The sequence below is a fragment of the Sphingomonas sp. ABOLH genome (assembly GCF_003951715.1).
GTDB classification, from domain to species: Bacteria; Pseudomonadota; Alphaproteobacteria; order Sphingomonadales; family Sphingomonadaceae; genus Sphingomonas; species Sphingomonas hankookensis_A.
The window spans coordinates 30,983-45,301 of record NZ_QQWV01000030.1; the positions used below are offsets into that span (position 1 = coordinate 30,983).

12 protein-coding genes are annotated in these 14,319 nt (G+C 67.8%); 9 read left to right on the forward strand and 3 right to left on the reverse strand.

Annotation, left to right across the window (positions count from 1 at the left end; genetic code table 11):
- The first annotated feature begins 174 nt into the window (after positions 1–174).
- Genes CA237_RS13640 through ppk2 form a run of 7 tightly spaced genes read left to right on the forward strand, consistent with a single transcriptional unit; the run spans position 175 to position 8,949 of the window.
- Entirely contained in the window at positions 175–2,808 is a 2,634-nt protein-coding gene (locus CA237_RS13640) for a TonB-dependent receptor (RefSeq protein WP_126014380.1), read from the forward strand.
- A gap of 11 nt (positions 2,809–2,819) precedes the next feature.
- Positions 2,820–4,160, forward strand: a complete 1,341-nt coding sequence (locus CA237_RS13645; RefSeq protein WP_066689977.1) for an alpha/beta fold hydrolase — start codon at positions 2,820–2,822, stop codon at positions 4,158–4,160.
- Positions 4,157–5,209, forward strand: coding sequence for an alpha/beta hydrolase (locus CA237_RS13650; RefSeq protein ID WP_066689976.1), 1,053 nt, complete (start codon positions 4,157–4,159; stop codon positions 5,207–5,209). Before CA237_RS13645 ends, CA237_RS13650 begins: the two co-directional genes overlap by 4 nt.
- Before the next feature lie 16 nt (positions 5,210–5,225).
- Positions 5,226–6,575, forward strand: coding sequence for a hypothetical protein (locus tag CA237_RS13655; protein WP_126014382.1), 1,350 nt, complete (start codon positions 5,226–5,228; stop codon positions 6,573–6,575).
- A 54-nt stretch (positions 6,576–6,629) separates the two neighbouring features.
- Positions 6,630–7,508, forward strand: coding sequence for an alpha/beta fold hydrolase (locus tag CA237_RS13660; RefSeq protein WP_066689972.1), 879 nt, complete (start codon positions 6,630–6,632; stop codon positions 7,506–7,508).
- Positions 7,509–7,525: 17 nt separating this feature from the next.
- Positions 7,526–8,140: a GyrI-like domain-containing protein gene (locus CA237_RS13665; RefSeq protein ID WP_126014384.1), complete on the forward strand. Its 615-nt coding sequence runs from the start codon at positions 7,526–7,528 to the stop codon at positions 8,138–8,140.
- Between the two features lie 38 nt (positions 8,141–8,178).
- Complete coding sequence (gene ppk2, locus CA237_RS13670; protein WP_232307940.1) at positions 8,179–8,949, forward strand: polyphosphate kinase 2; 771 nt, start codon at positions 8,179–8,181, stop codon at positions 8,947–8,949.
- A 132-nt stretch (positions 8,950–9,081) separates the two neighbouring features.
- Here ppk2 and CA237_RS13675 read toward each other — a convergent pair whose 3' ends face one another.
- From CA237_RS13675 to CA237_RS13685, 3 genes are all read right to left on the reverse strand, one after another.
- Positions 9,082–9,954 (reverse strand): MipA/OmpV family protein, encoded by an 873-nt coding sequence (locus CA237_RS13675; protein WP_066689968.1) that lies wholly within the window; start codon positions 9,952–9,954, stop codon positions 9,082–9,084.
- 67 nt (positions 9,955–10,021) lie between these two features.
- Positions 10,022–10,474 carry a DUF2141 domain-containing protein gene (locus CA237_RS13680; protein WP_332307311.1) on the reverse strand — a complete coding sequence of 151 codons (453 nt, stop codon included), beginning with the start codon at positions 10,472–10,474 and terminating at the stop codon, positions 10,022–10,024.
- Positions 10,377–11,174 (reverse strand): sterol desaturase family protein, encoded by a 798-nt coding sequence (locus tag CA237_RS13685; RefSeq protein WP_126014388.1) that lies wholly within the window; start codon positions 11,172–11,174, stop codon positions 10,377–10,379. The genes CA237_RS13680 and CA237_RS13685 overlap by 98 nt, the downstream gene beginning before the upstream one ends.
- 294 nt (positions 11,175–11,468) lie before the next feature.
- On the opposite strand from CA237_RS13685, the gene crtY reads away from it, so the two are divergent.
- Both crtY and CA237_RS13695 read left to right on the forward strand, forming a co-directional pair.
- Positions 11,469–12,632 (forward strand): lycopene beta-cyclase CrtY, encoded by a 1,164-nt coding sequence (gene crtY / locus CA237_RS13690; protein ID WP_066689962.1) that lies wholly within the window; start codon positions 11,469–11,471, stop codon positions 12,630–12,632.
- On the forward strand, positions 12,629–14,107 hold the full coding sequence (locus CA237_RS13695; protein WP_126014386.1) for a phytoene desaturase: 1,479 nt from the start codon (positions 12,629–12,631) through the stop codon (positions 14,105–14,107). Before crtY ends, CA237_RS13695 begins: the two co-directional genes overlap by 4 nt.
- Positions 14,108–14,319 lie beyond the last annotated feature (212 nt).

Sequence of the window (14,319 nt, forward strand, 5' to 3'; positions counted from 1 at the left end):
CATTGCAGAAGGCCCGAAGAGGCCGTGCAGTATCGGAGGGGGAATATGACCGGAAAGCATCGGTTCCTGGTAGCGGCAGCACTGGCAAGTAACTGCGCGACAACGCCTTCATGGGCGCAGGCGCGAACGGAAACTGTAAACCGGGTCCGCACCTACAGCATTGCGCCCGGTTCGATGCGGGCGGCGCTCGATGCCTGGTCGCGCCAGGCGGGTACGCCGGTGCTCTATCGCAGCGACGAAGTCGATGCGCTGCGCTCGCGCGGGGTTCGCGGAAAGCTGGACGCGATGGCGGCGTTACGGGCGGTCGTCGGCGGGTCGGGTCTCGTCCTGCATCGCGATCGCAGCGGCGCGATCGCCGTGACGCGGATGCCGGTCGCGGATCGCACGGCGGCGGTCGCACCGGTGGCGGAACCGACCGCGGCACCTGCGCAGGAGGATGACAGCATCGGCGACATCGTCGTCACCGCGCGGCGCACCGCCGAACGCGGCCAGCGCGTGCCCGTCGCGATCACCGCCTTCTCGCAGGATGCGATCCGGGAAAAGGGGATCAACAACGGCACCGACCTGCAGAATTTCACCCCGTCGCTATCGGTGGTCGGCGATGTCGCGCGCAACCAGGAAACCTATACCATCCGCGGCATGGGCGGCACCGGCGGTCCGGGGGCGGGCAGCGGTCCGGGCGTGGTCGGCTATTTCGCCGAAGTGCCCACCAGCGTCAGCGGCCCGGGCAATTTCTACGACCTCGCCTCGCTCCAGGTGCTCAAAGGGCCGCAGGGCACGCTGTTCGGGCGCAACACGACCGGTGGTGCCGTCCTGCTGGAGCCGCAGCGGCCACGGATGAACCGGGTCGAAGGCTATGTCGACGGCACGATCGGCAACCTTGAGCGCAAGAGCGTGCAGGGTGCGCTGAACGTGCCGATCGTCGACGACATGCTCGCGATCCGCGTCGCGGGACAACTGGACCAGCGCGAAGGCTATGTCCGCGACGTCGTGACCGGCCGCGACTATCTCAACCGCAACAATTTCAGCCTGCGCCTCGGCATCCAGTTCGATCCGTCGGCGACGATCAGCAACTATACCGCCGTCAGCTATCAGGAAGTGGACGAAAATGGCGGCGGCAGCATCCTGCTCGCGGTCAATCCCGCCCGCCCCTATGCCGCGCTCCTGCAACCCTATCTCGCCGCGCAGCAGGCGCGCGGCGTCCGCCGGACGGCGCTGAGCGTGCCCACGTTCGAGAAGGCCAAGAACTTCCTCGTCCTCAACAACACCGAATGGCGCGTCAGCGATACCTTCACGCTCAAGAACATCTTCAGCTACGCCCGCACCCGCTCGACCAGCGCCACCGATCGCGATTCGACGACGCTGCCGATCGCCGACCTGCTCGGCGCCTATCCGGGCAGCTGGAACAACAATTTGCGCACCATCACCGAAGAGGTGCAGGCCCGCTACGACAACGGCACGCTCCGCGTACAGGCAGGCGGCTTCTTCCTCGACCAGAAGACCCCCGCGCCGCTCACCTTTGCGACGGTCAACCCGTTGCAGGCCGGCGGTATCCTCGGCGGCGGCCCGCTGCTGATTCCGCAGCCGTTGCAGGCGGCGCTCGGCCTCACCAGCCCGCTCGTCCCCGCGCTGACCCTGCAACCGAGCGCCCATGTCGACGGGCACAGCAAGGCGGCCTATGCGCAGGTCCAGTACAAGATCGTGCCGACGCTGACCGCCACCGCCGGCTTTCGCTGGACGTGGGACGAATTCGGCGGTGATATCCAGAGCTATCAGGATCCGGCAAGCTATCAGGTCTTCAACCGGCTCGCCGCGCTCGGCATCATCAACCCGGCACAGGCGGCGCAGATCGTCGGGCTGAACGCCGGGCTGTGCGTCTATGACGCATACCGGGCGGTCGCGGCCGGGCGCGTGCCCACGCTCAAATACCCGAACTGCACCGCTGCGACCTTCCGCGGCACCAGCAACGGGCCGACCTGGCAGCTGGGCCTCGACTGGCAGGCCGATCCGCAGACCCTGCTCTATGCCGTCTCGCGGCGGGGCTACAAGTCTGGGGCGAGCAACCCGATCGTGTCGCTGTTTTTGGGCGAAGACCACCCGCTGTTCGCGGTGAAGCCCGAACAGGTGACCGATGCCGAAGTCGGGCTGAAGCGCGACTGGACCTTCGGCGACGTGCGCGCTCGCACCAACCTCGCCGCCTTCTATACCTGGTACAACGATATCCAGGTGATCCAGCGCGCGGCGATCCCCGGTTCGGACATCCTGACCAATGCCCAGCGCGCGCGGGTGATGGGACTGGAGTTCGAAGGCATGCTGGTCCCGGTCAAGGGCGTGACGCTCGGCGCGACCTATTCGTACAACTCGGCCAAGTATCTGCAATATGACACGATCGCGATCCCCGCGATCCCGCAGGCGCTGACCGCCGCGCAGCCGAGCCGCGACCTGGCCGGCACGCCGTTCTCGTTCGTGCCGAAGCACAAGTACAATCTGACCGCCAGCCTCGACCTGCCGATTCCGGAACAGGAGGGGACGTTGCAGCTGAGCGGCAACTGGTCGTACCAGACCAGCCAGCGCGTCACGCCGGAGGCGCAGCCGTTCGACACCATCGCCGGCTACGGCCTGCTCAACGTCCGGCTCGACTGGCGCGAAGTGCGCGGCTTCCCGCTCGACCTCGCCTTCTACGGCACCAACATCCTCGACCGGGCGTACCGCGTGACCGCCAATCCCAGCTACAATAATTCGGGCTTTATCGGCTCGATCTATGGCGAGCCGGCGCAATATGGCGTCCAGCTCCGCTATCGCTTCTGAGGGGAGCGGCCATGATGCGCCACGCGATCCTCCTTCCCGTCGCCCTGCTGGCCGGCACCGGCATTGCCCGGCAGGCACCACCCACCTTCCAGCCGACCGCTGCCCAGACTGCCTTGCAGGCAAAGGCACGCGCGGCCGGCGCCACCGCCCTCGCCGCGACGGCGGCACCCGGCGGCGGCATGATCCTGCACGGCAGCGTCGAGGGACGCCGCTTCGTCCTGACGATCCCGTCGAACTGGACCGGCGAGACGGTGCTGTTCGGACAGGGCTATGCTCTGCCGGGCACGCCGCCCAGCGTACCCACCGATCCGTTGGCCAAGGACCCCGGCGGCGGGCTGTTCAAGCATCTCTATGCGCAGGGGATCGCCAGCGGCATCGCCGCGGTCGACAAGAACGGCATCGCGACCGAAACGGCGACCCGCAACACCATGCGGCTGCGCGCATTGGCGGCGAAGCTGGGGGCGAAGCGCTTCTACGCGGTAGGCGGGTCGATGGGCGGCAACATCGTCCTGTCGCTGATCGAGAACCACCCCAACGCCTTTTCCGGCGCGGTCGCGATGTGCGGCGTGACGCAGGGGTGGCTGACGATGTTCCGGCAACTGGCCGACATGCGCGGCGCCTATGACGTGCTGACCGCCGGTACGCCCTATGCGTTGCCGGGCGGCAAGGACCTGACCCGCTCGGCGCTGCCGATCGTGCCGCCCCCCGGCGATCCGACATCGGGTGAGGCGTTTCGCGAAGCGCAGAAGATGAAGCTGCTGTCGCCGATCCTCGCGCTGTTCCTCGCCGCGAAGGCGAACCCGCAGGGACCGGAAGCGCGCATCATCCGGCAGATGGCGGCGATCGGCGGCTTCGCGCCCGACCCGGCGGCGCTGGGCGCACCGATCTCGTCCGCCGCGCTCGGTATGGACGATATCCGTGCGACGATGGGCGGCCTGCCGATCGGCAACCGCGACACCGTCTATGCCCCGCCTGAAATGGATGCGGCGCAGGCGGCGGACTTCAACCGCCGGATGCAGCGCTATGATGCCGATCCGCGCGCGGTCGCCTATGCCCGGCGCTGGCATGAGGCGACGGGCCGGTTCCGTATCCCGCTGGTCACCGTCCACCAGACGATCGATTCGCTGGTGCCGTTCGCGCAGACGCAGGGGCTGGGCCGGATCGCCGCCGCCGCCGGCAACAGCGCGCGGCTGGCGCAATATGCGGTGCCGCCGACGACGATCCCGCTGCCCGGCGGGCTGACCGGCTATACCCATTGCGGGTTCACGCCCGCGCAGAACATCGCCGCGTTCGATGCGATGCGCAGCTGGGTCCGCACCGGGCGCCGGCCCGCGGCGGATGCGGTACGATGACCCTGCACCGCTTCCTTGTCGACTTGACGATCGCCCTGATCGGCTTGGGGAGCGCACCGGCGATGGCGCAATCGGTGGCGGTGCCCGCCTTCACCCTGCCCCCGTCCAGCCAGCTGAGCGACGAGGCGCGCACGGTGCTGGTGCGGATGCAGGCGGAAACCGCGCCCAAGACCATTGCCGGCGACCTCGCGCAGCAACGCGCCTTCTACCAGCAATGGAACGACCGCCGCCGCGCCGAGATGCGCCGCCATTTCGCTACGCGCGAACGGCGGGAGCGTATCGCGGGCGTCCCCGTCACCATCGTCGATCCGGTGGCCGGCATCGCCCCCGGCAATGCCGGTCGCGTGCTTATCAACGTCCATGGCGGTGCCTTTCTCTGGGGATCGGGCAGCGGCGCGCTGGTCGAGGCGATCCCGATCGCGGCGACGATGCGGGTGCGGGTCGTCACGCTCGACTATCGGCTGGCGCCCGAACATCGCTATCCGGCGGCGTCGCAGGATGTGGCGGCGATCTATCGCGCCCTGCTCAAAACGCATCGGCCGGAAAATATCGGCATCTATGGCTGTTCGGCGGGCGGTGTCATCACCGCGCAGGCGACCGCATGGCTCCGCCGCATCGGACTGCCCCGCCCCGGCGCGATCGGGACCTTTTGCGGCACCGGCGCGCCCTATTCGGGCGACAGCCCCCATTGGGCCGGGCCGATGACCGGGGAAGAGGCGTTGCCGACGCCCGTTCTGCCCGCGACCTTGCCGACCCCCTATATGGCGGGCGTGGCGGCTGACGACCCTGCCGCCTATCCGCTGCGCTCGGACACCGAAACCCACGCGATGCCGCCGACGCTGCTGCTGGCGGGCGGACGCGACTTCGCGGTCAGCGCGCTGACCCTCGCCCATCGCCGCCTGACCGCTGCCGGCGTGGCGAGCGAGTTGCAACTGTTCGACGGCCTGCCCCACGCTTTCTTCATGTGGCCCGACATGCCCGAATCGACCGAAGCCTTTCGCCTGGTCGCCCGCTTCTTCGACCGGCATCTCGGCCGCCGCCCTCGTTAAACACGGAGTACGCCCGATGCGCGCCTTTCCCCTGATGTCCCTGCTCCTCGCCGGTGCTGCGCTCGCGGCCGCCCCGATTCCGCCCGCCGCCGCGCAGGACGCACCCGCCGCGCGGCAGCAGACGCTCACGGCACAGGCGACGCGGCTGGGCGCCGTCGACGTCACCGCGACGCCCCGCGCCGACGGCGGCGTGACGATCAACGGCCGGCTCGACGGCAACCAGTTCGCGCTGGCCTTTCCCAAGGGGTGGTCGGGCGACGGCCTGCTCTACGCCCATGGCTATTCGACCCCCGGCACCCCGGTCGCGGTATCCCCCGATCCGGTCGACAAGGGACCGGGCACCGGCGCGCTCGGCGAAGCCTATCGCCAGGGCTATGCCGTCGGCCACAGCGCCTATGCCAAGGCGGGGCTGGGCGTCGAAGCGGGCACGAAAGCCACCGCCCGGCTGCGCGACCTGCTGGCGCAGATGGGCGGCAAGCGCATCTATGCGATGGGTGATTCGATGGGCGGCGGGATCGTGGTCACGCTGCTCGAACGCTATCCGACCGCGTTCGCCGGCGGGTTCGCGCGCTGCGGCGTCGTCGCCAGCTGGCAGGATATCCTCGGCCGGCTGATCGACATGCGCCTCGCCTATGCCGTGCTGACCCGGGGCACGCCCTATGCGCTGCCCGGCAATGCCGACGTCCGCCGCGACGCGGTCTCGCCGCTGCCGCCCGCCGGCACGCCCGATGCCGCCGCGCAGGCCTATGTCTTCGGTCAGATCGCCAAGGTCGGCATGCCGCCGCTGGCGCTATGGACCGCTGCACAAAAGGACCCGAACGGCCGCGAGGCGCGGATCGTGCGCGCCGTCACCGAGATCGGCGGCTTCGACTATGACGCTGCCTCGCTCGCCTATCCGCTGGTCACCGCCGCGCTGGGTGCCGAGGACATGGCCGCGACCGCCGGTGGATGGTTCCATGGCAATGTCGGCAAAACCTATCGCGCATCGTCGCTGTCGGCGGAGGAGAATGCCGCGCTGAACCGCGATATCCAGCGGGTGACGGCGGCACCGCGCGCGCTCGCCTATCTGCGCGAATGGCGCACCGCCACCGGCCGGATCGGCGCGCCGTTGGTGACGATCCACAACCGCATCGATTCGCTCGTGCCCTATGCGCAGGAAGCGATGCTCGCCGCCGCGGTGGCAAAGGCGGGGCGGACCGCGAAGCTCACCCAGTTCACCGTCCCTGCGACCCGCGCCCCGCTGCCCATCGGCGGGATCGAGGGCTATACCCATTGCGGCTTCGACAAGACGCAGACGCTGGCCGCGTGGAACGCGCTGCGCGGATGGGTCGAACAGGGCCGCAAGCCCGATGCGACGCTGCGCTGATGATCCGTCAGGCGCACCGCCTCGCGGTCGGTGCGCCGAACCGGTGAGCCGACGATGATCGGCGACGCGTGCTCGCTGCCGATCCGGCGCGTGCCGACGCGGGCCGGTGCCGTTGGCGTCATCGTCGCCGGACAGGCTGGTCCACGCCTGCCGATCGTCCTGATCCATGGCGGCGGCATGGACCGGGCCGCGATCGCCTGGGCGCGGCTGATCGGGCCCCTGTCCGCCGACCGGATGGTCGTCGCGCCCGACCTGCCGGGCTTCGGCGCCAGCCTGTCGCTCGACCCGGTGGGCAGCGCGGCGGCGATGGCGGATATCGTCGGCGATGCACTCGATCGCGTCGGGGTCGATCGCGTCATCGTCGCCGGGGTGTCGATGGGCGGCGATGTCGCGCTGAACCTCGCGCTGCGCTCGCCCGATCGGGTCGCGGGTCTCGTCCTCGTCGCGCCCGGCGGCCTTGCGCCGCGGGTCCGCAATCCTGCCGTGCAGCTGCTGGCATGGGCGGCGGCGCAGTTGCCCGACGCGCTGCTGTTGCCGCTGGTGCGCTGGGGCAACCGCCATGTCGGGCAGCTCATCCGCCGCATGGTGGCCGATCCCGCGACCCTGCCGCCCGGGATCGCAGAACGCTTCGTCCGGGAAGCGGCCCGCGACCAGGCGGGCATCGCCTATCTGCGCTATAACCAGGCGTCGCTCGCGCCCACCCACCTGCGAAACGACCTGAGCGACCGCGTCGGGTCGATCCCGGCCCCCACCCTGTTCTTCCACGGCGCGAACGACCGCCTGGTCGCCCCCGCCGATTCGCGTCGCGCCGCCGCCCAGATGCCGCGTGCGCGCCTCGTGATCGTGCCCGATTGCGGCCATCTGGCGCAGATCGAGGCGCAGGACCGCTTCCGCGTCGAACTGGGCCTCTTCCTGGTCGAACATCGCCTGTGAACTCCGAAGGAGCACCCATGGAAAAGATCGATCTGAAGCGACAGTTTCGCGACCTCTACCACCCGCCGACACGCGATTTCGCCGATATCGTCGTCCCGCCCATGACGTTCGTGAAGGTCGACGGTGCGGGCGATCCGAACACCGCCGCCGCCTATCGCACTGCCGTCGAATGGCTCTACGGCGTCAGCTATGCGATGAAGTTCGCCGCAAAGGCGACGCTCAGCCGCGACTATGTCGTGCCGCCGCTGGAGGCGCTGTGGTGGTCGGACGATCCGGGCAGCTTCGTCCGCCGCGAAAAGGACCGCTGGCACTGGACGGTCATGATCATGGCGCCCGACTTCGTAACACCGGCCCTGTTCGAGCAAGCGGTCGCGAAGATGCTGGCAAAGCGCGACGACCGCCCGCCCTCGCTGCGCTTCGAACCCCTGGCCGAAGGGCGTTCGCTCCAGATTCTGCACATCGGCAGCTATGACGAAGAGGGACCGGTCCTGCACCGCCTGCACGACACGGTCATGCCCGCCCTAAACCTCACCTTCGCCGGGCCGCACCATGAAATCTACCTGAGCGACCCGCGCAGGACCGCGCCCGCCCGGCTGCGCACGATCCTGCGCCAGCCGGTTCGCCCCGCCTGAGCGCGCCAAACCGCTTTCGGCGGCACGGCGCGCATGTCATGCTGCGCGCGATGAAGAAGCACGTCTATGAATCGCGGCTGCACGCGTTGCAGCTGGCGCTGGTGGAGACCCAGCTCGCGGCAGCCAAGAGCGGCGAACGTGTGGTGATCCTGCTCGAAGGCCGCGACGGCGCGGGCAAGGACGGCACGATCAAGCGGATGGTCGAGCATCTCTCGACCCGCTCGACCCGCATCGTCGCGCTGCCCAAGCCGTCCGACCGCGAACGCTCGCAATGGTATTTCCAGCGCTATGTCGCGCATCTGCCGGCGGCGGGCGAGATCGTGATCCTCAACCGGTCATGGTATAATCGCGCGGGCGTCGAGACGGTCATGGGCTTTTCGACCGCGACCGAACAGGAATCCTTCCTGCGCGACGCCCCCGATTTCGAACGGATGCTGATCGAAAGCGGCATTCGCCTGGTCAAACTCTGGCTCGACATCTCGCGCGAGGAGCAGAAGGCCCGGCTCGACGCGCGGCGGACCGATCCGTTGAAGCAGCTCAAGGTCTCGGACCTCGACGCGGTGGCGCAGGAGCGGTGGGACGATTATTCCGCGGCGCGCGACCGCATGCTCTCGCGCACCCACACCGCGCTGTCGCCCTGGCATTGCATCCGCGCCGACCACAAGAAGCCTGCCCGCATCGCCGCCCTCGCCCATGTCGTCGCCCGCATCGCCCCGGACGCCATCGCCCACGAACAGGATCTGCCTGATCCGAAGATCCTGTTCCTGTTCGACCAAAGCGCCATCACCGACGGCCGGCTGGCGTGCTGACGCTCAGCCCATATACACCGTCACCCCGGCCTTGAGCCGGGGTCCCGCTTCCTCTTGCCCGGTTGCAAAGTAAGCGGGACCCCGGATCAAGTCCGGGGTGACGAAGCTGGGTTCTATCGGTCCCTCATTGCCTCAAAAGCTATAGGCCACACCCACCGCGCCCAGCCACTGGTTGCTCGACCCGTTGCGCGCCACGATCGGGCTGTCGGCAAAGTCGTTGAGCAGCTTGCGATAGACGACCGTGCCGAACAGCTGCCAGCCCGAGCGCAGGTCGCCGCTGATCGAATGGCCGCCGATCGCGCCGAGCGTCCAGTTCTTCCACCCGCCCCGCGCATTGTAGACCGGCAGGCCGCTGGCGAACGACTGGGACGGGGTGATCGAGAAATAATTGTCGGCATAGCCTTCGCCGACGCGCTCGCCCGATACGAAGATGCCGGCAATCGCCTTGAGGCTGAGCGGCGTGACATAGGTCACGGTCGGTGCCAGCACGGTCGAGCCATGCCCGCCCGCCACGTCCTTGCGATAGCTGATCGACGCCGACAGCCGGTCGAACTGCGAGGTGATGACCCCGGTCTTGCCGATGCCGACATAACCGCCCAGTTCGATCGCGGTGCCGACCTTGCCCAGCGCACGGACCTGCGCATCGTCGATGCCCTTGGTCGTGTTGCGGTTCAGGCTCACCACCGCGATCGGCCCCGCCTGGAAATCCCAGGTCGGGCCGACCCCGTCGCGGATCAGGTCGACGCTGGCGCGGTTGCCGGCCAGCAGGAAATTGAACCCCGATACCCGGCCGGTGGCGGCGGGGACCGGCGTGAAGCCGTAATCGTCCGACCCTTCATAATCGGGCAGCACCGCCGCGCCGATCCCGACGACATAGAAATCGCCGCCGGTATCGTCGTTCGGCATGGCGGAGGCGGGCACCGCCGGCCCGGCCGCTTCCTGCGCAAAGGCGGGGGCGGCAACAGCGGCGGCGGCAGTCAGGACGGCGGCGAAAATGGCGCGCAAGGGCGTAGCTCCGGCAAATATTACAGCCGCGTAACGCTACGTTGCCGACTTCGGTCCGTCCTTTCTACTATAGCAGATAGCGAATCCGTACCTGTTGCATGGTTACATCACCCGCCAGCGGGAATTCCGCCGCGCTGAACTTGGGCGGACCGAAGCGGATCGCCGGATTGCGCGAAAAGCCGAAACCTTCGCGCGGGATGCCGGCAAAGGTGTCGAGCTTCGCATTGTTGTTTTCGTCATGGATCACCGACACGGCATAGTCGCCGCGTCCCAGCCCCGCGATCCGCACGCCGCCGGCATTGGCGGCGAAGGTGCGGGTGACGGCGTTGCGGTCGTCGGTGCAGCCGGGAAAATTCTTGGGGTCGGCGGTCAGGCAGAGGCGGATCACGCCCTTGGTCGAACGCAGGTCGCTGACCCGGACGTCAAGCGTGCCGGTCGGCATCGCCCCCGGCAACAGCGCCAGCGCCAGCACCGCCAGCGCGACGCGCCGCGCGCGCGCGCTCTTTTTCGAAGTCGCCAAGCCCGCCATCGGTGCCGCACAGCCGGTCCCAGAAGCGGAAATAGAGCCCGAAATTGCAGCCATAGCGTTCATGATGCCTCTGATGATGGCTGGCGGTAATCAGCCAGCCCCCCAATCGCCCCGCCCACATGAACCGGGGGAACATTTCCCATCCCATGTGGTTGGTGACGCCCATAACCGTCATGGTCGTCAGCACCAATGCCAGTGCACCGATATGAATCGGAATGACGAAGACGAGTAGCGGAATTACCACAGCACCGGTCAGCGCCTCGATGGGGTGAAACGCCATCGCCGCCCACGCGGTCGGCGGGCGGCTGGCATGGTGGACGGCATGGGCGATGCGAAACCATTTCGGCCGGTGCATCCAGCGATGGGTCCAATAGAACCAGGTGTCGTGCGCAAAGAGATAGAGCAGCACCGACAGCGGCAGATACCATAACGGGTACGCGTCGACGTCACGGTAGATCGCCGTCCAGCCGCGATGCTGCCACCCCCAGGCGACGATGCCGGCGGGGATGCCGTAAATGGCAGCGGACAGCAGCGACCAGCGAATCTCCTTGGCGATCTGCGGATCGAGGCCGCGATACAGCCCCGGATGCCGCACGCGCGTGGCAAAGGCGAAACCGGCCGAGGCAAGCAGATAGCGCACGCCCACGATCAGCGTCATCGCCACGGCGGACAACAGGATAGCCAGCGGGATCGACATGGGGGCCCTGTAGCGGATTGTGGGCGGGGAGGACAGGCTTAGATCCTCCCCGCCTGTGGGAAGCGATCGCCCTCCGCAACCCCACCGTCACCCCGGGCTTGACCCTGGGGTCCCGCTTCTCGCTCGGCCGGCTGTAGAAGAAGAAGCGGGACCCCGGGGTCAAGCCCGGGGTGACGAGGAAATCACACCGACTATCGACAGCGGCTGCCGCACGCTGAAGCCCCACCCCATCGGGCAAGCCGGATTTCCGCCGTTGCTACCGCGACTTCGCTCCCCTACTGCCCCCCCATGCCAACCATCCATCAATGCGACCTCGCCATCGTCGGCGGGGGATTGTCCGGCGCCCTCATCGCGCTGGCGGCGGCGAAGCGGCGGCCCGATGCGCGCATCCGCCTGATCGAGGGGGCGGCGCACTTCGGCGGCAACCATGTCTGGTCGTTCTTCGGCAGCGACGTCGCGACCGAACAGCGCGCACTGGTGGCGCCGCTCGTCGCCCATGGCTGGCGCGGCTACGACATCGCCTTTCCGGCGCATGCCCGCACCCTCGACACCACCTATTATTCGATCACGTCCGAACGGCTCGACACGGTGCTGCGCGATACGCTGCCAAGTGAAACGCTGATGGCGTCGGCGCGGGTGCTGGGAGCCAGTCCGACCGCCGTCGTGCTGGCGGACGGCGACCGGGTGGAGGCGCAGGGGGTGATCGACTGTCGCGGCCCCGGCGACCTGTCGCATCTCGACCTCGGCTGGCAGAAGTTCATGGGGATGGAGTTGCACACCGCCTATCCCCACGGCGTCGAACGCCCGATCGTGATGGACGGATCGGTCGAGCAGATCGACGGCTATCGCTTCCTCTACACCCTGCCGTTCGATGCCTCGACGCTGTTCGTCGAGGACACATATTATAGCGACACCCCCGACCTCGACACGCAGGTGCTGGCGGGACGCATCGCCGCCTATGCCGCCGCAAAGGGCTGGGACGCGGCCACCGTCGGGCGCAGCGAAACCGGCGTGCTCCCGGTCGCGATGGGCGGCGATTTCGAGGAATATTGGCGTTCTGGCGGCAATCGCGTGGCAAAGGGCGGGATGCGCGCCGGGCTGTTCCATCCGCTGACCGGCTATTCGCTGCCCGACGCCGTACGTCTGGCGCAGCTGGTCGCCGACAGTTCGGACTGGTCGGGCGGAGCGCTCCACACGCTGACCCATGATTATGCGGCGTCGCTGTGGAAAAAGCGCGGCTTCTACCGGATGCTTGCGACAATGTTGTTCCGCGCGGCGGACCCTGTGGAACGCTACCGCGTGCTCGAACGCTTCTACCGGCTGGACGCGGCGCTGATCGGACGCTTCTATGCCGGGCAATCGAATTTGTTCGATCAGGCCCGGGTGCTGATCGGGAAACCGCCGGTGCCGATCGGGCGCGCGGTGCAGGCGTTGATGGGGAGACAGGGGTGAAGACGGCAGTCGTTATCGGCGCAGGGTTCGGCGGCCTCGCGCTCGCCATCCGGCTGCAGTCGGCGGGCGTGCAGACGACGTTGGTCGAGGGGCGCGACAAGCCCGGCGGCCGCGCCTATTATTGGGAGCGCGACGGCTTCGTCTTCGACGCCGGCCCGACGGTCATCACCGCCCCCGAGGCGTTGCAGGAACTCTGGCAGCTGACCGGCCGCGACATGGCCGAGGACGTGACGCTGGAACCGGTGTCGCCCTTCTACCGGCTCAACTGGCCCGACGGCACCAATTTCGACTACACCAACGACGACACGCTGCTGCGCTCCGAAATCGCCAAGCTCGATCCGGGCGATCTCGCCGGCTATGCCCGCTTCCTCGAATATTCGGCGGGGGTGTACGAGGAAGGCTATGTGAAGCTCGGCCACGTGCCGTTCCTCGACTTCGCCTCGATGATCAAGGCCGCGCCGGCGCTGGCGAAGTACCAGGCGTGGCGCTCGGTCTATTCGATCGTGTCGTCGTTCGTGAAGAACGACAAGTTGCGCCAAGCGCTGTCGTTCCACACCCTGCTGGTCGGCGGCGATCCGATGAAGACCAGCAGCATCTATGCGCTGATCCACAAGCTGGAGCGCGACGGCGGCGTGTGGTTCGCGCAAGGGGGGACCAACAAGCTGGTCGCCGGCATGGTCCGCCTGTTCGAAAAGCTCGGCGGCACGTTGATGCTCGGCGATCCGGTCAAGAGCATCGACACGCTCGGCGACCGCGCGACGGGGGTGACGACGAAGGGCGGCGTGGTGATCGGCGCCGACATGGTCGCGACCAATGCCGACCTGATGCACAGCTACAAGGACCTGCTGTCCGGTTCGCGCAGCGCGCAGCGCAAGGTGCAGCGGCTGGAGAAGAAGCGCTTCTCGCCGTCGCTGTTCGTCGTCCATTTCGGCATCAAGGGCACATGGCCGGGCATCCCCCACCACATGATCCTGTTCGGCCCGCGCTATAAGGGGCTGCTCGCCGACATTTACGACCATGGCGTGCTGAGCGAGGACTTCTCGCTCTATCTCCATCATCCGACCGTCACCGACCCGTCGGTGGCGCCGGAGGGGCATTCGACCTTCTACGCGCTGTGCCCGGTGCCGCACACTGGCAAGTTCCCGGTCGACTGGGACCAGATCGGCCCGATCCTCGAAAAGCGCATTCTCGATGAAGTCGGCCGCCGCCTGATCCCCGACATTCACGACCGGATCGTGACGAAGTTCAGCTATATGCCGAGCGACTTCACCCACGACCTGAACGCCTATCAGGGATCGGCCTTCTCGCTGGAGCCGATCCTGACCCAGAGCGCCTATTTCCGCGCGCACAACCGCGATGACGATATCCCGAATCTGTATGTGGTCGGGGCCGGCACCCATCCGGGCGCGGGGATTCCCGGGGTCGTGGGAAGCGCCAAGGCGACGGCTGGGCTGATGCTGGGGGGCGAGGACTGAACGCCCTCTCCCGCGCCCAACCCCAACCCCAACCGTTTGGTTCGAGCAGCTTCGAGCTTGTCGAGAAGCGCCCGTCGAGAACGCCCCGTTTGAGGCACCCCCTTCTCGACTTCGGTTCTCGACAAGGCTCGAACCTGCGCTCGAAGCAAACGGGAAAGAGAACGGAAGGCCGCGGACCTTACGAAAACACCGCGATCAGCCCCGCGATCACC

Coding starts and splice junctions, on each gene's coding strand:
- CA237_RS13650 (WP_066689976.1), top strand. CDS start 4,157: ATGACCCTGCACCGCTTCCTTGTCGACTTGACGATCGCCCTGATCGGC.
- CA237_RS13655 (WP_126014382.1), top strand. CDS start 5,226: ATGCGCGCCTTTCCCCTGATGTCCCTGCTCCTCGCCGGTGCTGCGCTC.
- CA237_RS13640 (WP_126014380.1), top strand. CDS start 175: ATGCGGGCGGCGCTCGATGCCTGGTCGCGCCAGGCGGGTACGCCGGTG.
- ppk2 (WP_232307940.1), top strand. CDS start 8,179: ATGCTGCGCGCGATGAAGAAGCACGTCTATGAATCGCGGCTGCACGCG.
- CA237_RS13665 (WP_126014384.1), top strand. CDS start 7,526: ATGGAAAAGATCGATCTGAAGCGACAGTTTCGCGACCTCTACCACCCG.
- crtY (WP_066689962.1), top strand. CDS start 11,469: ATGCCAACCATCCATCAATGCGACCTCGCCATCGTCGGCGGGGGATTG.
- CA237_RS13660 (WP_066689972.1), top strand. CDS start 6,630: ATGATCGGCGACGCGTGCTCGCTGCCGATCCGGCGCGTGCCGACGCGG.
- CA237_RS13645 (WP_066689977.1), top strand. CDS start 2,820: ATGATGCGCCACGCGATCCTCCTTCCCGTCGCCCTGCTGGCCGGCACC.